This window comes from Streptomyces sp. cg40, from assembly GCF_050320165.1.
GTDB classification, from domain to species: Bacteria; Actinomycetota; Actinomycetes; order Streptomycetales; family Streptomycetaceae; genus Streptomyces; species Streptomyces hokutonensis.
Genome location: NZ_CP190128.1, coordinates 8,291,159 through 8,313,854 on the forward strand (window position 1 = coordinate 8,291,159; position 22,696 = coordinate 8,313,854).

Here is a 22,696-nt window from a genome sequence, read left to right on the forward strand (position 1 = left end):
AAGACCTTGTTACTTCATCGTCAGGAACCGCTGCACCAGCGAGGCCAGCAGCACCGCCAGCAGGGGCAGCGAGAACCAGAAGCTGCTCTGGAGCCACCGCAGTTGACGCACGCTCGGCCGCACCGCGACCCGGACGATCTCGCGGGCCGTCAGCATCAGGATCAGCGCGAGGGCGGCGAGCGCGCCCACCACCGACCACGGCGTCCAGGTGATCTGCGGTCCGATCGGCCCGGGGTCGGGCTTGGGGACCGCGCCGGCCGGCTGCTTGCGCAGCGCGTACATGGTGACGTCGTCGTTGACGAGGACCTTCTTCAACTCCTGCCGGTTGTCCAGGTTCTGGATGAGCCGGGACTCCCAGGTCGCCGAGTAGCCCGCGTCCAGCTGGAGCGAGACGACCTGGCTCTTGTTGAGCATCAGATACGAGTTCGGGCCCGCGTCCTTGAGCGCCTTGACCAGGCCGGACACCAGCACCGGGTCCGAAGGGGCCAGTGTGGGAACGTAGTTGACCCGTTCCATGTCCTTCGCGCCCCACGGCATCGCCGGTGTCACGTCGTTGACGGTGTCGTTGCTCAGCCACAGCAGCCGTACGGTCGGCTTGTCGTGGGCGTACACGTAGTTCATGGCGGCGACCTCGCCGGGCCGCACCCGCTCGAAGCCCTCGTTGCCCCAACGGGCCACCAGGAAGCCGCCCATGAGCACCAGGCCGGCGACCAGCGCGGCCAGCGGGGCGAGGCTCATGCGGTCCTTCTCGCGCTCCTTGGCGGTGACGCCGGTGCGCGGGAAGAGGGCGAGGCCCGCGAGCAGGGCCGCGCCCGGCACCGCGAACATGAAGACGCGCAGCGCCATCTCGCCGCCGTAGGACTGCATGCCGAAGCCCAGGAACGGGACGAAGGTGAGGACGAGGAGGGAGCGTTCGCGGTACTTGTGGTCGCGGCGGCGCCACCAGCCCCAGCAGGCGAAGGCCATGACGCCGCCGGCCAGCAGGACGCGGGTGTAGAGGACCAGTTTGTGGGTCGAACTGCCGCCCTGGATACGGCCGGAGACGGACGTCGAGACATTGCTGCCGACGCCGCCGACCCCGCCGAAGAGGTCGTTGAAGTGCCCGGACCAGTACGGCTCGGCCATGAAACCGATCCACACCGCGACCAGCACCGCGAACAGGATGGGCAGGCCGCGCAGTTCGGAGCGGCCGATCAGGACGAGGACCGTGAGGACGCCCAGCATCACGAACGGGGTGAGCTGGTGGGCCGGGACGCTCGCCGCGAAGAGTCCGATCAACACCAGGAGCAGAACGGCCTGTTGGCGCCGGTCGGTCGGTTCTACCTCCGCCTCGCCGGGGCGCATCCTCGTCCACAGGACCCCGGGCGCCCGGAACCAGACCAGGAGGATCGCCACGAAGGCCAGATAGAGCAGGAAGGTGAAGCCCTGCGGCGAGAAGTAGTCCTGGCCGACCCAGCCGCTGAGCACGAAGATCCAGACGCCGGTCCACTTCGCCCGCCAGCTCGCCCGCAGCGAGCGGACCAGCAGGAACATCGGTGCCAGATAGGCGAGTTGGATGGCGGTGGGCCACCAGCGGATGACCTCGGTCCAGTCGGTGATCCCGCAGGCCCTGCCGATGAACGCCGCCGCTGCGAAGAAGCCCGGCCAGCTCCAGCGCGCGTCCAGGTCGGGTACGGCCGACCCGGTGCGGTCGATGTAGTCGATGAACCCGAGGTGCTGCCAGGCCGTCGGGAAGCGCGGCTCGGGCTCGATCACCGCGGGCAGCGCGTGCAGCGAGACCACGGTCGCGAGCAGGGTGATCAGCAGCAGCGCCTTGTGCTCGCGGCCCAGCCACAGCAGCGCGGCGAACACCGTGACCAGCAGCGCGGCCCCGACCAGCGTGGGCAGCGGCAGCACCGAGATCAGGCCCAGCCCGCCCATGCGGTCGAGGTCGGACTCGCCGAGCCGCAGCGCGGGCACCCAGTACAGGAGCAGCGCGGCGACCAGCAGACAGCCGATGACGACACCGGGCCGGGTGGGCACCAGGCGCTCGCGCAGCGACAACGGGCGGGCGGGCGGCGGCACTTCGGCCTCCCGGGCCTCCGCCTCCCGGGCCTCCGCCGCCACGAGCGCCGCCTCCGGTACGACCACCCGGTCGGAGCCGTTGGCCGGTTCGAACGGCGCGTCCACCTCGGGCTCCGCGACCGGACTCACCGAGGACTCCGAGCCGGGTTCCCGCTCCTCCACCGGCAGTCCCACGATCTCGGACCGCTTGATGCCGAGCGCCCAGGTGGGCCGCTGCTCGCCGGACACGATGGGCGTGCCGGCGGGCGGGGTGCCGGGACCAGGGCGCACGTCGGGCCGCCGCTCCAGGTGGTCGAAGTCCACGTGGATGCCGAGCGCGAGGGTGTCGGAGTCGAGCGCCCAGGCGGGGCCGCGCCGGCGTGTGGCGGTCGGGACCTCGCGGGCCCCCAGGTCGGCGAGGTCGCCGTCCGGTGCCGCGTCCGCGGGCAGTTCCACGGGCGCCGCCCTGAGCGTCCGGAAGAGTCTGGGCGCGGCGATCGTCACGATCACCGCGAGGCTGGAGATCTCGGCGACGCCCGCGCCGGTCAGGCCCATGCGGGGGAGCAGCAGCAGGGTCAGACCGAGCACCAGGACGCACAACAGGCCCTGGAGCCAGGCGAGTCCACCGGTCCGGCTCTGGGCGCGCAGCACCGCGAAGTACGTCTCCATGACGACCCGCAGCAGCGCGCCCACCGCGAACCAGCGCAGCAGCGGGGTCGCCGCGTCCGCGTACCCCGCGCCGAACACGCCCAGGATGTACGGCGCCCCGATGAACAGCAGCCCGCAGATCGGCAGCATGATGCGGGCCATGCGCTTGAGCGCGGCCCGGGTGTTGGCGGCGATGCGCGCCGGGTCGTGGGAGCCCTCGACGGTCAGTGAGGCGCCCATGTTGATGGCGAGCAGGTTGACCGTGCCGCCTATCGTCGTGGTGATGTAGAAGTACGCGTTGTCCTCGGAGCTGACCTGCGAGGCGATGATCACCGGTACGAGATAGACCACGGCGAGCGAGAACAGCGAGCCCGTGTAGTCCCCGGCGAGGAACCGCCCGATCTCCCTCAGTGTCGGCGGCTTCGCGTGGTCCTCGGTGGCCTTGACGTGCCGGGGCACCAGCCGCCGGAACACCAGCCAGCCGAGCGGCACCACGGAGAACGCGATCGCGGCGACCCACGACACGAAGACACCGCTCATGGTGAAGACCGACGCGAGCCCGACCAGCAGCCCCAGCTTCACCGCCGAGAACACGGTGTTGCCCACCGGCACCCAGGGCGCGCTGCGCAGTCCGGTCAGTACCCCGTCCTGGAGCGTGAGCAGGTTCCAGGCGACGACGGCGACGACGAAGCCGAGCGCGGGGAGCGGCCCGTGCAGGAAGCGGTACGAGGGTCCCCAGTCGCTCAGGGTCAGCAGGAAGATCCCGGCGCCGAGCGCGACGACCAGCGAACTGCCCGCGTACGTACGGAAGATGAGGCGTCCGGTGGCGCGGCCGGCGACCGGGATGAAGCGCGCCAGAGCCCCCGTCAGGGTCACCGCGGTGAGTCCGGCGAGCAGCTTCATCGCGGCGATCGCCGCCGAACCCTGTCCGACGGCGGAGGCCGAGTAGTAGTGGGCCGCGATCAGCCAGTAGCCGAGGCCCAGCACCGCGGAGATCCCGGTGTTCAGCATCAGGGCGTAGGCGTTGCGGAACAGCGGGCTGCCGCCGGGGGACTTGCGCCTCCCCGGCAGGCGCAGACGGCGCCCGGACTGCTGGGGCGCTTGGGTCTCGGGCACTGCGTCCTGGGTGGTGGTCGTCGTGTCAGACACGGGAACGGCTGGCCTTCCGGCGGACCTGTCGGGCTCTGCGGACCAAGGCGTACCCCTGGGTGAGGACCCGGTCCCTGGCGAAGTTGCGGGCGATCGCACGGCCCTCGACGAGCCGCTCGAACTCCTCGACACCCGTACTGCGGCGCACGGTCACCCGCCGCAGGGCGTACGGTCCCTGCCGGCGGCGGGCGAGGCCGTTGCCGACGGCGAGCGCCTGCGTGAACCCGGTCTCCCGCACCGCGACGCGCACCCGGCGGCTGGAGTAGCCGTAGGGATACGCGAACGAGACGGGTACCGCGCCGAGTTCGTCGGCGACGATCTCCATGCACCGGACCAGCTCCGCGCGCAGGCTGTCGTCGTCGAGCTGGTCGAGCTGCGGGTGGGTGTGGCTGTGGCCGCCGATCTCGACGTCGGCGTCCGCGAGTCGGCGGATCTGGTCCCAGTCGAGCATGGTGTCCAGGCCGCCCCCGGTGTCGTGGGCGCCCCGGATCCAGCCGGTGGAGACGAACAGGGTGGACGCGAAGCCGTGTTGGGCGAGTGCGGGCAGCGCGTGCCGGTGCACGCCCTCGTAGCCGTCGTCGAAGGTGATCAGGACCGGACGCTCCGGCAGCGGCTTGCCCGAGCGCCAACTGGCCGCCAGATCGGCGGTGTTGATCGGGGTGAAGTGCAAGTCCCCGAGCAGCGCCATCTGTTCGGCGAACGCCTCCGGCGCGACGGACAGGGCGCGGGTGGCGTCGTTCGGGGCGGCGGCGACGGAGTGGTACATGAGGATCGGCACCGGTGTGTCACTCATGTGTGTCCCCCCGCTCGATCCCGGCCACCACGAACGTGGCCCCGCCCCGCCGTGCCCGCACGCTCCCGACGACATACCCGCCCGCCGCCGTGAACACCCCGGCGACGATCGCGCCCGCCCGGCCCGCGCCGCCCGGCCGGGCGAACACGAAGTCCCGCAGCCCGCGCGCCACCCCGGCCGGCAGGACCCGGGTGGTGTAGCGGCGCTCCGACTCAAGTCCCTTGTCGGCGCCGACACTTCGGGCCACCAGCGCCTTCGACAGGCCCTCGGCATAGGCGCGCGTACGGAAATACCCGAAGTGCTCGCGCACCTCCGGCACCCGGTGGTGGATCACCGCCCGGTCGTCGATCAGCAGCACCGCGTCCGGTCTGGCCCGCGTGAGCCGGATGCACAACTCCGTCTCCTCGCAGCCCAGCGGACGCTTGTCGCCGTCCCGCCCGATACCGGTCGCGAACCCCCCGGCCGCGTCGAACGCCGTACGCCGGAACGAGGCGTTGCCGCCCAGGACGTTGCGCACCCGCACCCGGCCCGGCGGCAGGCCCCTGTACGTGCAGCCCACCACCCAGTCGAACTCCTCGGGGAACCAGGCCGGCCGGCGGCCCGACGCCCAGATCGGCATCGTACGGCCGCCGACGGCCATGACCCTGGGGTCGGCGTACGCCTCGGCGAAGTGCCGCAGCCACTCCCGCTCGGCCACGGCGTCGTCGTCGAGGAAGGCGACGACCTCGCCGCGCGAGACGGCGATGCCCGTGTTGCGGCCGGCGGACAGCCCGCGGGGGCCCGCGTTCGCCAGCACGCGGACCTCGCCGCTCTCCGCGAAGTCCTTGTACTCCCTGGTGAGTCGGTCCAGGAGAGCGGGGTTGTGGTCGACGACCAGCAACGTCTCCAGCGCGGGCCGCGACTGCGCCCGCACCGAGGAGACCGCCGCGAGGATGTCCTCCCAGCGGTCCTCGGTGTAGACGCAGATCACGACAGAGATGCCGGGACCGCTCAAGACACCTCTCCCCGGACCGAGGTGGGCTGCGGGTCGAGACCGTCGATCATCGTGGAGTGCGAACGGCTGCGCAGCGCACGCCGGTTGGAGCGCTCCTTGAGGATCACCTTGAGCACCCGGATCCCGTCCCGCACGGCGCGCAGATTGCTTGTGCCGTGGATGCGGAGGTACTCGTGGCTGGGGATCTCCTGCACCTTGAGGCCGGCCTTGACCACCCGGATGTTGATCAGGGTCTCGATCTCGAAGCCGGTGCAGTCGAGGTCGATCTTGTCGAGGCAGTGCCGCCAGAACGCGTTGTATCCGTAGCAGAGATCGGTGTAGCGGGCGCCGAACTTGCGGTTGACGATCGTGCACAGCGCCCAGTTGCCGAGCTTGCGGATGAACGTCATGTCGTCCGTGCCGCCGCCGTTGGCGAAGCGGGAACCCTTGGCGAAGTCCGCGCCCGAGACGAGGGCGGAGACATAACTGACGATCTCGTGGCCGTCGGCCGAGCCGTCCGCGTCGACCATCACGATGATGTCGCCGCTGCACGCCTCGAACCCGGTGATCAGGGCATCCCCCTTGCCCTTTCCCTGCTGTTCGACGACCTTCACCCCGGGCCACAGTTCGCGGGCCACTTCCACGGTGTTGTCGGTGGAATTGCCGTCCACAAGAACCACTTCGTGTATCCACGCGGGCAGTGTCTTGAAGACGTACGGGAGATTCTCCGCCTCATTCATGGCGGGAATCACCACACTCACCGGCGGTGCGATGGCCAGGTGAGAAGAGATCGGCCGGTATTTGGCCGACATTAATGGATCTTGGCCCGATGTGGCTGGGCGCAGAACAGAACTCACGAGTCTGGTCCCTCTCGTCCGGCGGACCGCCCGCCCCTGGGCGGCCCGGCTCTGTGCTCCGGTTCGAAAGGGGGGTTCTCACAGGCGCCACGGACAAAGGAATCTCCGTGCACGCGTGGTGAGCTGGCAAAGCTGGTCGACCCCCGAAAGGCGTGAAAGCCGGCCGCGCGGCACGACTCGGTCACACGTACGGTCACCGAGCACGGCACCCCCCTACCGCGCCCCGCTCCGGTTCATCGCGGTCCTTGAGCCCTCCCCTAGAGCCGCTCGATGATGGACCGGTGCGGGTGAGATTACGACGGTATTGATGATTGAACCCGTATGGCAAGGCCTGAAACGTGGCCTCACGTTTTTGTTGGTTTGACCGTTACACTCCTTTGTCATCCGTTGTACGGCGGCGCATATGCCGCACGAATACCGATAGTGCGGTCAGGCCACTGATCACCGCCACCGCGACGATTCCCCCGTCGACCGACCACCGGTGCACGGCCAGCATTCCCTGGGCGACCAGCATGTCGACGACCACCGCGCCCGCGACCGACGCGAGAAGGCGGCCGTAGGGATCAAGTCCGCGCAACGCCGCCGCGATCGCCGAGGCCGGCGCGGAGAAAAGGAAGAACAGCGCGAACGGTCCGCGCAGCGGTGATCCGGAGCCGGTGAGCGCGTACGCCGCGCCGACCGCCCCGACGGTCACGGCCGCACCGGCGAAAAGCGCTGACAGGTCCCTCCCTGGTCCTGGTCGCGCCCGCTCGGTGTCGGCGGTGGATGTTCTCTTGATACCTATGGTCTGCATTGGCGACTTTGCCCCCCAGCGCGCCGGATGCCGGGTTTCAATGTGGCGCAGCCCGACCGGGCACGTCAAGGTGCGGAAGGCGCTTGCACCGGTTCTCGTGCATCTCCGAATAGGTGTTCCCCGGAGGCGCCTGCTGCCTCCGGGGAACACCTGTTCAGCTGGGACGGACGGGTTTTACGGGACGATCTTCAGCAGCTTGTTCGGTGAACCGGTGCCCGCGCTGGTCACGACATTCGACGTGGCGCCGTTCACCAGGGCCGTGGCGACCTGGGCCGGAGTCGACGAGGTGTGGCCCGCGAGATAGACGGCCGCGGCGCCCGCCACGTGCGGGGTCGCCATCGAGGTGCCCGACAGGGTCGCGGTGGCGGTGTCACTCGTGTTGTAGCCCGCCAGGATCGAGGACCCGGGCGCGAAGATGTCCAGCACCGAACCGTAGTTGGAGTAACTGGCCTTGGCGTCCGTGCTGGTGGTCGCGCCGACCGTGATCGCGGTGGCGACCCGGGCGGGGGAGTAGGAGGAGGCGTTGGCGGAGCTGTTGCCCGCCGCGACCGCGTAAGTCACGCCGCTGGATATGGAGTTGGCGACCGCCGTGTCGAGCGAGGTGGAGGCGGAGCCGCCGAGCGACATGTTGGCGACCGCCGGGGTGGTGTGGTTCGAGGTCACCCAGTCGATGCCCGCGATCACACCGGCCGTCGTTCCCGAGCCGCTGTTGTCGAGCACCCGGACCGCCACGATGTTCGCCTTCTTGGCGACGCCGTACGTCGAACCCGCGATCGTCGTGGCCACATGGGTGCCGTGGCCGTTGCCGTCGGAGGCGGTGGTGTCGCCGTCGACCGCGTCGTAGCCGTAGGAGGCACGGCCGCTGATCTGGGTGTGGGTGATCCGCACACCGGTGTCGATGACGTACACGGTCACGCCGCTGCCGGCGGTGTCGGGGTAGGTGTACGTCCCCGAGAGCGGCAGCGCGGCCTGGTCGATGCGGTCCAGGCCCCAGGGCGCGCTGGACTGGGTGGTGTCGGTCAGGTGGACGCGCTGGTTCTGCTCCACCGCGGCGATCGCCGGGTCGGCGGCGAGTCTCGCGGCCTCGGCCGCGGAGAGGCTGGCCGTGTAGCCGTTCAGCACCGTGCCGAACGTCTTCGTGACCGTGCCGCCGTACTCCTTGACCAGCCCCTTGCCCGCGGCCGAGGACGCCTTGAGGCCGGCGCTCTTCTTGAGGGTGACGATGTAGCTGCCGTCGACGGCTGTGGGGGAGCCGGCGGCCAGAACCGTGCCCGTGGCCGGGGCGGCCTGGGCGGGGAGTGCGGTGAGCCCGCCGACGAGGGCGGCCGTGGCCGCGCCGGTCATCGCGGCGAGCCGGAGCTTCTTGCTACGCAGGAGTGCCATTGCGAGGGAGTCCTCCTCCAGGCGGCGCGCCCGGGTCGGCGCGCGTGTGTGGGGGTGCGCGCGTCGTCGTGCGCACAGCCGTGGAGCGTTGCGTTCCGCACCAAGGCTAAGTAAAGAATGGGTCATGTACCGGTGTGGTTCAAGGGAGTTGACGGCCTGTCACACACCTGTCATGAACACGCAATCAATGACTCGGGTGGCCTCTCTATTGGCATGGACACTTCCCGTCAATGCGCGTAGTTGGTACGACAGTTGTGGCAGAGATCCTGCTAAGGGAGGTTCCATGAGACGTTCCCGATTTACGGCATACGTGACCTCGCTCCTCCTCGCCGCCGGACTCGCCCTCACCGGGGCGATGACGGCGCAGGCGTCCCAACTCGCCGCCACCGGCGGCTATGTGGCCCTCGGCGACTCCTACTCCTCGGGCGTCGGCGCGGGCAGCTACATCGGCTCCAGCGGCTCCTGTGACCGCAGCACCAAGGCCTACCCCTACCTCTGGGCAGCCGCCCACTCACCCTCGACGTTCGACTTCACCGCTTGCTCAGGCGCCCGAACGGGTGATGTTCTGGCGAGTCAACTCGGCCCGCTCACCTCGGCCACGTCCCTCGTCTCGATCTCCATCGGCGGCAACGACGCCGGCTTCGCCGACGTCATGACGACCTGCGTCCTCCAGTCCGACAGCTCCTGCCTGACCCGGATCGCCACCGCCAAGGCGTACGTCGACTCGACGCTTCCCGCCCAACTCGACAAGGTCTACTCGGCGATCAGCGCCAAAGCCCCCGCCGCGCACGTGGTCGTGCTCGGCTACCCGCGCTTCTACAAGCTCGGCACCACCTGCCTCGGCCTCTCCGCGACCAAGCGCAGCGCCATCAACGGCGCGGCCGACTACCTCGACGCGGCCCTCGCCAAGCGCGCCGCCGACCACGGCTTCACCTTCGGCGACGTACGCACCACGTTCACCGGCCACGAGATCTGCTCCGGCAGCTCCTGGCTGCACAGCCTCAACCTGCTGAACATCACCGAGTCGTACCACCCGACCGCGGCCGGCCAGTCCGGCGGCTACCTGCCCGTGTTCGCCGGCGCCGCCTGACGGATCACCCGCCAGAAGGCGACGCCGAGTCCGACGCGGAGGCCCCGTCCGACGGGGTCTCCGTCAGGCAGGTCACCGAGAACGGCACCGAGTTGGACGTCTTCTCCACCGGGCTGCGGACCTCGACACTGATCTCGTTCCTGAACGTCCCGCTGGTCGAGTACGTCGTCAGGAACACCCGGTCCTGCTTGGTCTTCCCGCCGCCCGACGGGAACGAGAGCGTCTTCCAGCCGGGGTCCGAGACCGAACCGCTCTTCAGCACCCACCGGTAGGACACCTCCGCGGGCAGCTTCCCCACCGTGAAACTCGCCGTGAAGGTCGGCGCGTCCGTGTTCGACGGCGGACAGCTCCCGGAGTAGTCGGTGTTGGACCCCGCCACGGACACCTGCACCGACTGCGGCGCCGACGAGGACTTGCTCGCGCTCGGGCTCGGCGTCTCACTGGCGGCCGTGGTCTCGCTGCTCGCGCTGGGCGAAGTCCCGTCCGAGGGCTGGCTCTTGGGGGTGCTGGTGCCCTTGCCCGCGTTGTTGTTGTCCCCGTTGTCCCGGTTCAACAGCGCGTACGTCAGTCCGCCGATCGCCAGGGCCAGCGCGATCACTCCCGCGATGATCACGACGGCCGCCCGCCGGTTGCGGTGCGGTTCGTCCGCGGCCGTCGGCGTCGAGTAGGAGGTGGGCGGCGGCCCGAAGCCCTGCACGGGCTGTGGCGGCGTCCGCGACTCCTGGTGGGAGAACGGGTCCTGCGGGTACCCCGCCATCGTCTGCGTGTACGGCGTCGTGGGCGCGGTGCTCGCGCGCGGCGTACCGCCCGCCGCGACCAACCGCAGGTCCTGTTCCGCCTGTTCGGCCGTCAGCCGCTCGGCCGGGTCCTTGCGCAGCAGCCCCTCGATGACCGGGGTGAGCGGTCCCGCCCGCCGCGGCGTCGGCAACTCCTCGTCGACGATCGCGCGCAGCGTGCTCAGCGGGGTGTTCTGCCGGAACGGCGAACTGCCCTCGACCGCCGCGTACAACAGCACACCCAGCGCCCACAGATCGGACTCGGGCCCCGGTGTACGGCCCAACGCCCGCTCCGGTGCGAGGAATTCGGGCGAACCGATGACCTCGCCGGTCATGGTGAGCGCCGAACTGCCCTCGACCATCGCGATACCGAAGTCCGTCAGCACGACCCGGCCGTCGTTCGACATCAGCACATTGGCCGGTTTCACATCGCGGTGCAGCACCCCGGCGTCGTGCGCGGCCCGCAGCGCGGCGAGCACCTCGGCACCGATGTGCGCGGCCCGCTGCGGTGTCAACGGGCCCTCGGCGTCCAGGAGATCGGCCAAGGACACGCCCCGCACCAGCTCCATGACGATCCAGGGGCGGCCCTCCTCCATGGCCACGTCGTACACCGTCACCACATTGCGGTTGGCGACCCGCGCCGCCGCCCACGCCTCGCGCTCCAGCCGGGCGTACATCCGCTCCACGTCACCGGAGGCCAGTCCGGCCGGCGCGCGCACCTCCTTGACGGCGACCTCGCGCTGCAAGACCTCGTCGCGGGCCCGCCACACCGTTCCCATACCGCCCTCGCCGAGGGGCGACAGGAGTCGGTAGCGGTCCGCGATCACACGTTCAGTGCCCGGTTCTTCGGGCATGGGCGCTCCCCATTCGCATCCGGGCCAATCCTCCACAAACGTAGCTCAGCCGAGTGCGGATGCCGCCCCCTTGAGCACCAAACCCACCCCAAGGGCCACGACGACGAGCGCCGATGCCAACGGCAGGGTCCTGCGGACCAGGGCTGCCATGGGGCTGGTGGTCCAGCGGGGGCGCCGGTCCAGCACCCGGTTCATCCCTGTACCCAGCTTGACGACGGCGAATCCGGCGGCGGTGAGGGTGAGGGCGAGCCCGACGCCGTAGGCGACGACCAGCAGCAGCCCGAACCAGGCCTGACCGAGCGCGGCGGCCCCCACGAGGACGACCACGGCGGACGGGCTCGGCACCAGACCGCCGGCGAAGCCGAGCAGGATCGTGCCGCGCAGGGTGGGCGCGGTGGAGTGGGTGTGCGTGAAGCCGCCGTGCGTGTGTTCCAGGGCGTGGTCGTGGTCGTGCGTGTGGCCGTGCTCGTGCTCGTGCTCGTGGTCATGGGGGTGGGGGTGGTCATGGCCGTGGTCGTGACCGTGGGCATGGTCGTCGTCGTGGCTGTGGGGGTGCGGGTGGGCCTCGGTGAGCGTGTGCGTGGCACCGGCCTCGGTGTGCGCGGACGCGAGGACCAGGGAGCGCTGGGGGGACTTGGCGGTCTCGTGACTGTGATCGTGATCGTGACTGTGGGGATGGGGATGGGGATGGGGATGGGGATGGGGATGGGGGTGCGGGTGTTCGTGCGAAGTGGCCTGTGGGCGTGGGCGGTTGCGCCAGGCGCGGCGGAGGAGGTTGCCGCCCGCGAAGAGGACCAGGACGCCGCTCGCGATGCCCAGCCAGGCGATCACCGAGGGCGTCGCGGCGGAACCGGCCGTGACCAGGAGGCCCAGGGCGATCACGCCGAGGGTGTGGGTGACCGTGACCGAGGCGGCGAGCGGGAGCACGTCCTTGAGACGGGCGCGACCGCCCCGGGCCGCCGCCGTGGCCGCCATCAACGTCTTGCCGTGGCCGGGGGCGAGCGCGTGCATCGCGCCCAGGGCGATCGCGATGAGCAGGGAGAGGGCCGCGAAGCCGACACTGAGGTGGTGGCGGGCGACCATGTTGGTCAGGGCCTCCGTCCAACGGTCCACGCCGCGCGGCAGGATGGCGGACGCGGTCGAGTCCGCCTGCGACTGGTCGTCGTCGGTGAGGGCCGGGCCGCCGGGACGCGCGCGCAGCGACGCCTTCGTGATGTCGGCGGGCGAGGAGAGCAAGTCCTTCGGATAGCTGGTCAGTTCGTGCGACACCGACTTCTTCGGTACGTCCGTCCCGGTCAGCGTCATCCGGTCGGCGCGCGCGGTGATCTCCCGCCAGCCGGGCCCGGTGGTCAGGCCCGCGCTGTGGAAGCCCAGGGCGACCGTGCTGCCCTTGGGGAGCGGTGCCGTCGAACTGCACTCCAGCCGGAGGGTGTTGAGCCCCGCCTGCCCCGGGCGCAGCCGCGCGGTGCTGGTGCCGGTCGTGAGCGCGACGGTACGTCCGTCGACGGTGACCTTGCTGCCCTCGGCGGCCTTGTCGCACCGCTGTCGGGCCCACTCGGTCATGCCGAGCCGCTTGATGTCCGGCTTGGCCTGGGTCGCCGGGATCTCCGCGAGGTCCTCTATGTGAGTGACGCGCAGGACGCCCGGAGCGACGACGAGACCGTCGTAGCGGTTGACCGTGAAGTTGCCCAGCGGGTGCGCGCTCGCTGCCGCCGTGGGGACGAGCAGGAGCGCGCCGGTGGCCGTGAAGACGGCCGCGGCGGACGCGAACAGACGGCGGACGGGCCTCACTTGGTCGCCTCCAGTGCCTTACGGGCCTTGGCCGCACCCAGCGGTGAGAAGCCCGGGTTCAGCTTCAGGGCCTTGGTCAGGTGGGCCCGGCCGTCCGCCGTGTGACCGGTGGCGAGCTCGATCATGCCGAGGTGGTAGATGAACGAGGCGTTGTGGTAGTTGGTCGCCGTGGCCTGACGGGCGTACTGAAGGGCCTCCGCGTCGCGGCCGTTGACGTGCAGGGCCCAGGCCAGCGCGTCCGCCGTGTGCACGGTGTGCCGGCGGGCCCACTCGGCGCGGGCCGCCTTCAGGGCCGACTTGATGTCGCCGTGGTCGGCGGCGGCGAGCGCGGTGTCGAGGTCGGCGTTGACGCCGTTGGCGCGGGCGAGCGCGATCCAGGCGTCGACGAGGGCGTACTGGTCGTCGGCCTTCGCCTTGTCGCCCGCGGCGCCCCGGCTCTCGTACAACTCACCGAGTTCCACGAGGGGTTGGGGCAGCGGATAGCGGGAGACGACCAGCTCCAGGCCCTTGATGGCGTCGGCGCGGTCGCCCAGGGCGGCCTGGGCGCGGGCGCGGCCCTCCAGGGCGGGGAGGTAGTTCTCGTCGGCGGCGAGCGCACGGCCGTAGTAGTCCAGCGCGGTCTTGTAGTCGCCCTGGTTCCAGGCGAGTTGGCCGAGCGTGCCGGCCACGTACGAGATGTCGCCGGGGGAGGTCGCGGCGGCGAGCGCCTGCTCCAGCACGGTGCGGGCCGTCTTGACGTCGCCGCGCAGCTCGTGGACGTAGGCGTAGCGGGTGAACACCGGGACGCCGGGCTTGCGGGCGTCGGCCAGGTCGGCGGCCTTCGACGCCTCGTCGTAGCGGCCGAGTTCGACGAGCGCGTCGATACGGGAGCACAGGGCGCGCTCGCTGTAGGGGTTCTCTTTGAGGACCTTGTCCGCGTAGCTCAGGGCCTCCGCGAACTCGTGCCGGGCGGCGGCCAGCGCGGCCCGTCCCTCAAGGGCGTTCTCGTTGTTCGGCGATATCTTCAGCGACCGCGTGAAAGCGGCCTGCGCCTGCGGGTAGCGGGAGGGGTCGCCCTTGGTCCTGGCCTGCTCCACATAGGCGAGACCGAGCGTCGCCCAACCGTCGAAGTCCTTCGGCTGGCCGCGGAGATGGGCCTGGAGCGCGGCGATGCTCGCGTCCAGGCTCCCGCTGGCCAGCAGGTCGGGCGACACGGCGCTGGAGACGTTCGTGACGCCGGTGGCACCGCTGTCCCTCGCCGCGCCGATCGCGATCGCCCCGGCGGTCATCGCCACGGCCAACAGGGCGGCGCACCCGGCGAGTTGCACGACCCGCCAGCGACGGCCCGCGGCGCCCAACCGGCGTACGGCGGCGATGCGTTCATCGGCCGCCGCGTCTCCGGGCGTGCCGGGGTGGGGGGCGTGATCGTCGTGGTCGTGAGCGTGGGGGTGGGGGTGGTCGTGGGAGTGCGGGTGCGGGTGCGGGTGGGGGTGGTCGTGCCCAGGCGATGGGGCTGCGGCTTCGGTCGGTCCTGCTTCGGGCTCGATCTCGGGCGCGGGGGCGATCTCGGCCTCGGGCTCGATCTCGGGGTCGGCCTCGGCGCCGGAGTCGGTCGTGCTCTCGGAGTCGGCCCCGACATCGGAGTCGGCCTCGGCTTCGGAACTGACTTTGGTGTCCCTGGAGTTGGCCTCGGCCTCGGAACTGGCCCTGACATCACCAGAGTTGCTCTCGGTCCCGGAACTGACCTCGGCCTCGGAACTGATCTTGGTGTCACCGATGTTGGCCTCGGCCTCGGAACTGGCCCTGACGTTGCCGGAGTTGGCCTCGACGTCGGAACGGACCTTGACGTCCCGGGAGTTGGTCTTGGCGTTGGAACTGGCCCTGACGTCCCCGGAGTTGGTCTTGGTCTTGGAACTGACCTCGGCTGCCTGGGGGTCGGCCTCGTGCTCAGGGCCGGTCCCGGCCTCGGCGTCGGTCTCGTCCTGTGCCCACACGCGTTCCCACTCGCGTTCCCGCTCCGCCGCCACCGGCGTCTCGCCGGGCTCGCCCTCCGTCGGCTTGTTGTCGTGCTCGCGCGGGGCCATGCCGTTCCTCCATCGCCTGGGGTGATTCAAGTGCCGTATTGCCGTGGGGGGTTGTCACGCAGGGGTGGCGCGGCCCGCACCGTGGGGGAAGAAGCTGTGCGGGCCGCGCCAGTCGGTGGGGGTTTAGTACGGGCGGTGGGTCATCCGGCGGCGCCACCACGCGACGCCCGCGCCGATCAGCAGGACGCCGGCCACACCCGAGGCCGCCGACGCGGTGATCAGCATCATGTTGTTGCTGGAGGACGAGCCCGCCGGCTGGAGCGCGTCGCCCAGCTGGTTCTTGACGTCACTGCCGCTGCTCGTGCCCTTGGCGAGCGGACCGCGCGAACCCGAGGTCGGCTCGGCGACGTAGGGGAAGTACTTCTCGAAGCCCTTGTCGTTCTTGTCGACCGCGTCGCCCAAGTCGTTCTTGGAACCGACGAGTTCACCCTCCATGACCTGGAGCGCCTCGTCGATCACGTCGTCGGTGAGCCGACGCCCGTTCGGGAAGCCCGCGTTGTCGCCGTCCAGGACACCGAGCCGCTTGGGGTGCGCGGTCGGCGGGATCGACGTGTTGAGGCGCAGCATCTCCGACGGCTTCGTGTACGGCTGAAGCGTGTTGAGGTCCTTGACGCCGGTGAGGAACACGCTGACGAGGTCGTTGCGCGGCTCCTTCGGCGCCTTGATCTTGTAGATCGACTCGATCAGCTTCGGCAGCTCCGGGTTGGTCACGTTCTTCAGGAACTGCGCGTCGTCCTTGGGCTCGGACGCGTTGAACTTGTCCTTGTCCTTCTGCGGGTTGACGACCTCGTTGACCAGCGGGTTGCCCAGGCGCGAGACCTGCGTGTAGTAACCCTTGGCGTTCTTGCGCTGGGTCGTCGAGTAGATGCCGACGGTCGGGTGGTTCTTCGACTGCCGGATCAGGTCGTTCGGCACCTGGAGGGCGATGGTGTTGACGTTGTAGCCCTTGAGCGTGTCGTTGCCGACCTCGCTGAGGTTGCCGCCGTAGAGCAGGTCGAAGACGCGCAGGTCGGCGAAGAACGGGTCGTCGGCCTGGCCCGCGAAGGTCGCGCCGCCGTTCGCCGTCTTGTAGATCGCCTGCGAACGCAGCTTGGCGTAGTCCGGCATCGACGCGTCGCCGACGTCCGAGGGCGCCGCGGGGATGTCGTCGGCGATCTTGGTCTTGTAGACCGCCTTGCCCTTCTTGAGCTTGATCAGCTCGACGTCGTACGACTGCGTGACGTTCAGGTCGGGGTCGGTGAGGCTGGTGACCGCGCCCGTGTTGTACAGGAACGTCTTCTTGTTCTTGATCTGGGTGTTGAAGGTGTAGCGGAAGATGAAGTCGTCCAGTGCGTCACCGTTGTTGTCGATGTGGATGTCGTACTGGGCGTCGTCCGCGAACTGGTAGAAGTTCGGGCCGCCGGCGGGCTCCTCGAACGGTATCCAGTTCGCCACGATCGTCGTGGTGTTCGGCTTGTCCGGGCTGACGAACGCGTACAGGTCCGTGTTGTCGTACTGGGGGGTCCCCGAGATGAGGGGCGCCTCCCGGTGGGAGGAGGCCGAGGCCACTCCCGGTTCCAGCGCGGCCGTGCCCGCGGCAGCGAGCCCCCCGGCGGCCAGTGCGCCACATACGAGGGCCGCAAGCTTCTTGCGTCCCGCACCGCTCCTGGAGATAGGTGTCATGCCGTCCGTCCTCGTTGCCAACTTGCCTGACGCTCGGGGATTCGGAGCTGGTGCCGGGCCGGATTGGTCGAACCTGAAAAGTTTTTTTGGGGGACTCCAATCCGGCTCGTGACCCGCGTTTTAAGTCCGCTGATCCGTAACCCATCCTTGGAGGCATCCGCTTCGAATGCCTCGTGTGACGGGATGCGAAGTGACTGACCGCGTGCGGTCGAGGAGGAGGGGCCGCGTGCGGTCGACGAGAGGGGGACGGGTGGGGGCGGACGAACTCCTGGTGCAGGTCGCCGGAGGGGACCAGCAGGCCTTCGAGGAGCTCTACGGACTGGTGTCCGGGCCCGTGTTCGGACTGGTGCGCCGGGTGGTGCGCGACCCCGCGCAGTCCGAGGAGGTGTCCCAGGAGGTGCTGCTCGAACTGTGGCGGTCCGCCGCCCGCTTCGATCCCGGCCGCGGCAGCGCCCTGTCCTGGGTCCTGACCCTCGCCCACCGCCGGGCCGTCGACCGGGTGCGCAGTGCCCGCGCGGCCGTCGACCGCGAGCAGCGCGAGGCCCGCCGCTCCCACAACCCGGCCTTCGACCAGGTGACCGAGGAGGTCGAGGCAGGCCTGGAGCGCCAGTTGGTGCGCCGCTGCCTGGACCGGCTCACCGCCCTTCAGCGGCAGTCCGTGACCCTCGCCTATTACGACGGCTATACGTACCGTGAAGTGGCCGAGCGGCTCTCGCTGCCGCTGGGCACGGTCAAGACCCGTATGCGTGACGGACTCACCCGGCTGCGCGACTGCCTGGGAGGTGCCGCATGAGCGTCCTCGCCCGACTCTTCCGCCGGGGCGATCTCCACTCGCTCGCCGCCCCCTACGCCCTCGACGCCCTCGAACCCGGCGAGCGCGCCCAGTTCGAGAAGCACCTCAAGAAGTGCGAGCGCTGTGCCTTCGAGGTCCGCGGCCTGACCGAGGGCGCGGCCCGCCTCGCCAGGTCCATGGCCGCCCAGCCGCCGCCCGCGATGCGCGACCGGGTGCTGTCCGCGATCCGCAACACCCCGCAGGAGCCCGGCCCGCTGCGCGAGCGCGGGCGGGAGACGCGGGAGTACACGCCCCGGCTGCCGGCCCATGTGTGGGGCGCGGAGCCGCAGGCGTCACGCGCCCGCGTGCCCCAACGGCGGCCGTTCTTCGTGCCGTTCGCCACCGCGACGGCCGCCGCGGCCCTCGTCGTGGCCTCGCTCTTCGCCGTGCAGGCGAACCGGACACAGGACAAGCTGGACGCCGCCCAGGCGCAGTCGCGTGAGATCGCACACGTTCTCGCGGCTCCCGACGCCCGTGCGACCACCGGCGCGGACACCGCGGGCCGGAGCATCGGCGTGATCGCCTCCGCGTCGGAGGGGCGCGCGGTCGTCACCCTGAGCGGATACGGCGCACTGCCCAGCGGGCGAGTGCGTCAACTGTGGCTGATGCGCCCCAATGTGCAACCGCGCTCCCTCGGGCTCTTCAAGGACGACACGCCCTTGGTCACCACCGGACTCGACAAATCAGCAACATCACTCGCAGTGACCGTCGAGCCCGACGGGGGCTCACCACAGCCCACAACGCAGCCAGTTGTCCAACTCGCCCTGAAATCGGTTGGATTCGGAGAGTAATCAAGGAGGGGTCGTCAACCCCCTTACGGGGAAGGTGAATCCTGAGACCTCGATACACGAGTGCCCGGTTGGGGCGATAGGGTTACCCTGCCCGGGCCGGGTGGACTCGTACGGGTGGGGAGTGACATGGAACAGATAGTGCGCAGTAGGGCAAGGGTCCCTGCGATCACGTGCGGGAGCAGCGCGACGAGTTCGCGCCTCGACCGCCATCTCTCGGTGCTAGGCGGCCCCGTCGTCCCGCAGCGCGAGACGGCAGAGGCGACCTCGCTGATGCGCGAGCTCACCTCGCGCGACACCACGCAGGAACGCAGCGCCAGGGGCGCGCGAGTGAGCAGGGTCTCGCTCTTCGCACCGCTGCGCAGGCTGCGCCGTTCGCTGTTCGGCGGGCGCTGAGCAAGTCCTCGGCGTCCCCGGGGAGTTCCCGGGGGCCCGCGCTCAGGACGCCACACCGTCCCGGCGCAGTGCTGCGATCTCCACGTCCGCCATCCCCACGGCACGCAGCAGCGCCACGGTGTGCTCCCCGAGCGCGGGCACGTCACCCATCCGCGCCTCGCCTCCGCCCGGCAAGGTGATCGGAGGCAGCAGCGCCCGCAACGGCCCGACCGGCGAACCCACTTCCCGCCACCGCTCCCGGGCCGCCAACTGCGGGTGCTCCGCCACCTCTTGTACGTTCCTCAGGTGCGCGCAGGCCACGCCCGCGCGCTCCAGCCGCGAGACGGCCTCGTCGGTGGCCAGCCCACCCAGCACCGCACCGACGAGGGCGTCCGTCCGCTCCCGGTTCACCACCCGCTCCGCGTTGGTCGAGAAGTCCGGATCCGTCCCCAACTCCGGCCGCCCCAGCAGCTGTTCGGCCAGCCGCTGCCACTCCCGGTCGTTCTGCACCGCGAGCAGCACCTGCCCGCCGTCCGCCGTGGGATAGACGTCGTACGGCGCGATGACGGCGTGCGCAAGTCCCGTGCGCGCCGGGGGAGTTCCGCCGTGCATCGTGTGATGCAGCGGATGCCCCATCCACTCCACGACCGCGTCCAGCATCGAGACCTCGACGGGTCCGCCCCGCCCGGTGGTGCCGCGCCGCACGAGCGCCGCGAGCACGCCGGAGAACGCGTACATCCCCGCCGCGATGTCGGCCACCGGGATCCCCGCCTTCACCGGCCGCTGAGGCGTCCCGGTCACCGACACCAGCCCCGCCTCGCACTGCACGAGCATGTCGTAGGCCCGCTTGTCCGCGTACGGCCCCGACGCCCCGTACCCCGAGATGTCCACCGCGACCAGCCGGGGATGCGCGGCGCACAGCGTCGCCGCGTCCAGCCCGAGCCGGGCGGCGGCCCCGTGCGCGAGGTTCTGCACGAACACGTCCGCGTCCGCGACCAGCCGCCGTACGACATCCAGTCCCCGCGGGTCCTTCAGGTCCAGCGCGATCGACTCCTTGCCCCGGTTGCACCACACGAAGTGCGAGGCCAGCCCGCCTGCCGCGGTGTCGTAGCCGCGCGCGAAGTCACCGCCGTCGATCCGCTCGACCTTGATCACCCGGGCGCCCAGATCGGCGAGCTGCCGGGTGGCGAAGGGCGCGGCGACGGCCTGTTCCACGGCGATGACGGTGACGCCCTCAAGGGGCAGCGGCATGGGCTCCATGCGAGGGATCATGTCCCGCGCCCGGCGCCTTTGTCATGCGGGGCTTCAGCGCTCGCCGCGCGCGTACCGGCGTACGGCGAGCGGCGCGAACACAGCGATCAGCGCCGTGCACCACGCCAGCGACCCGGCGATCGGATGGGCCACCGGCCAGGCGGCGCCCTCGGGCACGGGCGAGTTGCCGAACAGATGTCGCAGAGCCGTGGTCACCGCACTGATCGGGTTCCACTCGGCCAGAGTGCGCAGCCAGCCCGGCAGCCGGTCGGTAGGGATGTACGCGTTGGACAGCAGCGGCAGCATGAAGGTCGCGCTGCCGAGCTGGCCGGCCGCCTCCTCGCTGCGCGAGGCCAGCCCGAGCAGGATGCCGACCCAGGCACAGGCGAACCGGAACAGCAGCAACAGGCCCACAGCGGCGGCGGCTTGGGCCGCCGACCCCTCTACCCGCCACCCCACCGCGAGACCGACCAGCAGGAACGGCACGGTCCCGGCCGCCGTGACGACCAGATCGGCACTCGCCTGCCCGAGCGGTACGGCCGCCCTGCTCATCGGCAGGGTGCGGAAGCGGTCGCTGACACCCCGGTGCGAGTCCTGGGCGGCCTGGAACATGCCGGTCATGATGCCGTTCGCGGCGGTCGCGACCAGCAACCCCGGTACCAGGTACGAACGGTAGGCGTCGCCCGGCATCGCCAGCGCGCTGCCGAAGACGTAACCGAAGAACAGCAGCATGGTGATCGGCATGGTCTGGGTGAGGATCGCCAGCGCCGGACTGTTCCGCACCCGCCGCAGCTGCCGGCCGAGCATCGCGGTGCCGTCGTACGCCAACGCGCTCATGCCGCTCGCTCCTTACGGTCCGTCAGGCGCAGGAACACGTCGTCGAGCGTCGGCGGCCGCATGCTCGCGTCGAGCAACGGCACGCCCGCCGCGTCGAGTTCGCGGACTAGCCGGGGCAGGGTGAGGGTCGGGTCGCCGGTGACCGCGCCGACGGTGTTCCGCTCGTGGTCGAACGACGGCTCGGTGCCCGTGAGTCGGTCGAGGACACCGGCCGCCTTCGCGAGCGCGTCCGGGTGTGCGACGACGACCTCGGCGTACGTGCCGATGAGCGCTTTGAGTTGGGACGGCGACCCGCTGTGCGCGACCCGCCCCCGGTCCACCAGGGCGATGTCGTCGGCCAGTTGGTCGGCCTCCTCCAGGTACTGCGTGGTCAGCAGCACGGTCGTACCCTCCCTCTTCAGGTCCCGTACGGCGTCCCAGATCCGGTTCCGGCTGGCCGGGTCGAGGCCGGTCGTCGGTTCGTCCAGGAAGAGCACCTCGGGGCGTCGTATCAGGCTCGCCGCCAGGTCGAGGCGGCGGCGCATCCCGCCGGAGTAGGTGGACGCGGCGCGGTCGGCGGCCTCGGTGAGACCGAACCGGTCCAGCAGCTCACCGGCCCGCTCGGCCGGCCCCCGCACCCGGTGCAGCCGCGCGAACAGGCGCAGGTTCTGCCGGCCGGTGAGGTCGCCGTCGACCGACGCGTACTGCCCGGTGACGCCGATGCCGCGCCGTACGGCCGCAGCCTCCCGGACCAGATCGTGTCCGGCGATCCGCGCGGAGCCCGCGTCGGGCCGCAGCAGCGTGGTGAGCAGCCGGACGGCCGTGGTCTTGCCCGCGCCGTTGGGCCCGAGCACCCCGCAGACCGTGCCCCGCGCCACCGCCAGGTCCAGCCCGCGCACGGCGTGCACGGCGCCGAAGCGCTTCTCCAGACCTTCACTAAGTACAGCGTACGTAGTAGTCATGGGTCGACCATAGCGCACTACGTACGGTGTACGTAACTAGGATGGTGGTCGAGGTGATGATCAATGGCGGACCGGGCGGCCGTACCCGAAGTGATCTGGGCGCGCCCCGAGCGGGCGGGGCGCGGGCCCAGGCCCGCGTACAGCCGCGCGGACATCGCGGCGGCGGCGGTGCGGATCGCCGACGGCGGGGGGCTGGACGCCGTGTCCATGCGGCATGTCGCGGCCGAGTTGGGGTGCGGCACGATGTCGCTCTACAACTACGTTCCCCGCAAGGAGGATCTGTACGAGCTGATGGTCGACGCGGTCAGCGGGGAGCACGAGGAGTGGGAGCCGTCGGGGGACTGGCGGGCCGACATGGTCCGGGTGGCCCATCAGACGCGGACGTTGATGCATCGGCATGCCTGGCTGCCGCGGCTGATGTCACCGGTGTACGGGTTCAGTCCGAACGCGCTGAAGTATCTGGAGCACTGCCTCGCCTGTCTCGATCCGGTCGAGGCGACGTACGGCACGAAGATGCAGCTTGTCGGGATGCTCAACGGGGTCGTGACCATGTACGTGAGCAATGAGTTGGCGACTGCTGAGCGGTCGCGGTCGTTGCCGTGGTCGGAGGAGCAGGAACACGCGGTGCGGATCGCGTACTTGGGGAGTCAGATCGCGGGTGGGGCGTATCCGCGGATGGCTGCGGCGTTCTTGGAGGACCCGGGGCCCATTGATCTGGACGCGATTTTTGATGTGGCGGTGGGGAAGGTTTTGGATGCGTTTGCGCCGTAGTTGGGTGCGGGTGCGTTGGGGCTGGT

General features: G+C 70.4%; 18 protein-coding genes. 5 read left to right on the plus strand and 13 right to left on the minus strand.

The genetic code is table 11. The features are described from left to right. Window positions 1-9: 9 nt before the first annotated feature. The 6 genes from ACQHII_RS37425 to ACQHII_RS37450 all read right to left on the minus strand — a co-directional run bounded on the left by ACQHII_RS37425 (window position 10) and on the right by ACQHII_RS37450 (window position 8,639). A complete protein-coding gene (locus ACQHII_RS37425; protein WP_427923417.1) occupies window positions 10-3,840 on the minus strand; it encodes a lipopolysaccharide biosynthesis protein in 3,831 nt (1,276 codons plus the stop codon). Further along, window positions 3,833-4,633, minus strand: a complete 801-nt coding sequence (locus ACQHII_RS37430; RefSeq protein WP_427923418.1) for a polysaccharide deacetylase family protein — start codon at window positions 4,631-4,633, stop codon at window positions 3,833-3,835. Before ACQHII_RS37430 ends, ACQHII_RS37425 begins: the two co-directional genes overlap by 8 nt. Next, complete coding sequence (locus ACQHII_RS37435) at window positions 4,626-5,627, minus strand: glycosyltransferase family 2 protein (protein ID WP_427923419.1); 1,002 nt, start codon at window positions 5,625-5,627, stop codon at window positions 4,626-4,628. Before ACQHII_RS37435 ends, ACQHII_RS37430 begins: the two co-directional genes overlap by 8 nt. Further along, window positions 5,624-6,463, minus strand: a complete 840-nt coding sequence (locus ACQHII_RS37440) for a glycosyltransferase family 2 protein (RefSeq protein ID WP_200713379.1) — start codon at window positions 6,461-6,463, stop codon at window positions 5,624-5,626. Before ACQHII_RS37440 ends, ACQHII_RS37435 begins: the two co-directional genes overlap by 4 nt. A 367-nt stretch (window positions 6,464-6,830) precedes the next feature. Continuing rightward, complete coding sequence (locus tag ACQHII_RS37445) at window positions 6,831-7,157, minus strand: hypothetical protein (RefSeq protein WP_427923420.1); 327 nt, start codon at window positions 7,155-7,157, stop codon at window positions 6,831-6,833. Window positions 7,158-7,430: 273 nt separating this feature from the next. After that, window positions 7,431-8,639, minus strand: a complete 1,209-nt coding sequence (locus ACQHII_RS37450; RefSeq protein ID WP_427923421.1) for a S8 family serine peptidase — start codon at window positions 8,637-8,639, stop codon at window positions 7,431-7,433. A gap of 283 nt (window positions 8,640-8,922) precedes the next feature. Between ACQHII_RS37450 and ACQHII_RS37455 the strand changes: the two genes are divergently transcribed. Next, the gene (locus tag ACQHII_RS37455) at window positions 8,923-9,729 is read left to right on the plus strand and encodes an SGNH/GDSL hydrolase family protein (protein ID WP_427923422.1); all 807 of its coding nucleotides are present in this window, start codon (window positions 8,923-8,925) and stop codon (window positions 9,727-9,729) included. A gap of 4 nt (window positions 9,730-9,733) precedes the next feature. Here the strand turns inward: ACQHII_RS37455 and ACQHII_RS37460 are convergent, their stop codons facing one another. From ACQHII_RS37460 to ACQHII_RS37475, 4 genes are all read right to left on the minus strand, one after another. Further along, window positions 9,734-11,359: a protein kinase domain-containing protein gene (locus tag ACQHII_RS37460; protein ID WP_427923423.1), complete on the minus strand. Its 1,626-nt coding sequence runs from the start codon at window positions 11,357-11,359 to the stop codon at window positions 9,734-9,736. A gap of 45 nt (window positions 11,360-11,404) precedes the next feature. After that, window positions 11,405-13,150, minus strand: a complete 1,746-nt coding sequence (locus ACQHII_RS37465) for a sulfite exporter TauE/SafE family protein (RefSeq protein ID WP_427923424.1) — start codon at window positions 13,148-13,150, stop codon at window positions 11,405-11,407. Continuing rightward, window positions 13,147-15,213 (minus strand): tetratricopeptide repeat protein, encoded by a 2,067-nt coding sequence (locus ACQHII_RS37470; protein ID WP_427923425.1) that lies wholly within the window; start codon window positions 15,211-15,213, stop codon window positions 13,147-13,149. The genes ACQHII_RS37465 and ACQHII_RS37470 overlap by 4 nt, the downstream gene beginning before the upstream one ends. A 123-nt stretch (window positions 15,214-15,336) precedes the next feature. Continuing rightward, window positions 15,337-16,875: a DUF4331 domain-containing protein gene (locus ACQHII_RS37475; RefSeq protein WP_427923426.1), complete on the minus strand. Its 1,539-nt coding sequence runs from the start codon at window positions 16,873-16,875 to the stop codon at window positions 15,337-15,339. Window positions 16,876-17,125: 250 nt separating this feature from the next. On the opposite strand from ACQHII_RS37475, the gene ACQHII_RS37480 reads away from it, so the two are divergent. From ACQHII_RS37480 to ACQHII_RS37490, 3 genes are all read left to right on the plus strand, one after another. Then, on the plus strand, window positions 17,126-17,668 hold the full coding sequence (locus ACQHII_RS37480) for a sigma-70 family RNA polymerase sigma factor (protein ID WP_093624915.1): 543 nt from the start codon (window positions 17,126-17,128) through the stop codon (window positions 17,666-17,668). After that, window positions 17,665-18,498 carry an anti-sigma factor gene (locus ACQHII_RS37485; RefSeq protein ID WP_427923427.1) on the plus strand — a complete coding sequence of 278 codons (834 nt, stop codon included), beginning with the start codon at window positions 17,665-17,667 and terminating at the stop codon, window positions 18,496-18,498. Before ACQHII_RS37480 ends, ACQHII_RS37485 begins: the two co-directional genes overlap by 4 nt. 126 nt (window positions 18,499-18,624) lie before the next feature. Further along, window positions 18,625-18,891, plus strand: coding sequence for a hypothetical protein (locus ACQHII_RS37490; RefSeq protein WP_019066227.1), 267 nt, complete (start codon window positions 18,625-18,627; stop codon window positions 18,889-18,891). 42 nt (window positions 18,892-18,933) lie between these two features. Here the strand turns inward: ACQHII_RS37490 and ACQHII_RS37495 are convergent, their stop codons facing one another. The 3 genes from ACQHII_RS37495 to ACQHII_RS37505 are packed head-to-tail and all read right to left on the minus strand — an operon-like array spanning window position 18,934 to window position 21,899. After that, the gene (locus ACQHII_RS37495; RefSeq protein WP_427923428.1) at window positions 18,934-20,130 is read right to left on the minus strand and encodes a CaiB/BaiF CoA transferase family protein; all 1,197 of its coding nucleotides are present in this window, start codon (window positions 20,128-20,130) and stop codon (window positions 18,934-18,936) included. Between the two features lie 45 nt (window positions 20,131-20,175). Next, a complete protein-coding gene (locus ACQHII_RS37500) occupies window positions 20,176-20,958 on the minus strand; it encodes an ABC transporter permease (protein WP_427923429.1) in 783 nt (260 codons plus the stop codon). Then, entirely contained in the window at window positions 20,955-21,899 is a 945-nt protein-coding gene (locus ACQHII_RS37505) for an ATP-binding cassette domain-containing protein (RefSeq protein ID WP_427923430.1), read from the minus strand. Before ACQHII_RS37505 ends, ACQHII_RS37500 begins: the two co-directional genes overlap by 4 nt. A gap of 63 nt (window positions 21,900-21,962) precedes the next feature. Here ACQHII_RS37505 and ACQHII_RS37510 point away from each other — a divergent pair, with 63 nt between their 5' ends. Beyond that, on the plus strand, window positions 21,963-22,670 hold the full coding sequence (locus ACQHII_RS37510) for a TetR/AcrR family transcriptional regulator (protein WP_427923431.1): 708 nt from the start codon (window positions 21,963-21,965) through the stop codon (window positions 22,668-22,670). The last annotated feature ends 26 nt before the right edge of the window (window positions 22,671-22,696 follow it).

Coding starts and splice junctions, on each gene's coding strand:
- ACQHII_RS37430 (WP_427923418.1), bottom strand. CDS start 4,633: ATGAGTGACACACCGGTGCCGATCCTCATGTACCACTCCGTCGCCGCC.
- ACQHII_RS37505 (WP_427923430.1), bottom strand. CDS start 21,899: ATGACTACTACGTACGCTGTACTTAGTGAAGGTCTGGAGAAGCGCTTC.
- ACQHII_RS37475 (WP_427923426.1), bottom strand. CDS start 16,875: ATGACACCTATCTCCAGGAGCGGTGCGGGACGCAAGAAGCTTGCGGCC.
- ACQHII_RS37450 (WP_427923421.1), bottom strand. CDS start 8,639: ATGGCACTCCTGCGTAGCAAGAAGCTCCGGCTCGCCGCGATGACCGGC.
- ACQHII_RS37470 (WP_427923425.1), bottom strand. CDS start 15,213: ATGGCCCCGCGCGAGCACGACAACAAGCCGACGGAGGGCGAGCCCGGC.
- ACQHII_RS37455 (WP_427923422.1), top strand. CDS start 8,923: ATGAGACGTTCCCGATTTACGGCATACGTGACCTCGCTCCTCCTCGCC.
- ACQHII_RS37490 (WP_019066227.1), top strand. CDS start 18,625: ATGGAACAGATAGTGCGCAGTAGGGCAAGGGTCCCTGCGATCACGTGC.
- ACQHII_RS37500 (WP_427923429.1), bottom strand. CDS start 20,958: ATGAGCGCGTTGGCGTACGACGGCACCGCGATGCTCGGCCGGCAGCTG.
- ACQHII_RS37495 (WP_427923428.1), bottom strand. CDS start 20,130: ATGGAGCCCATGCCGCTGCCCCTTGAGGGCGTCACCGTCATCGCCGTG.
- ACQHII_RS37510 (WP_427923431.1), top strand. CDS start 21,963: ATGGCGGACCGGGCGGCCGTACCCGAAGTGATCTGGGCGCGCCCCGAG.
- ACQHII_RS37460 (WP_427923423.1), bottom strand. CDS start 11,359: ATGCCCGAAGAACCGGGCACTGAACGTGTGATCGCGGACCGCTACCGA.
- ACQHII_RS37485 (WP_427923427.1), top strand. CDS start 17,665: ATGAGCGTCCTCGCCCGACTCTTCCGCCGGGGCGATCTCCACTCGCTC.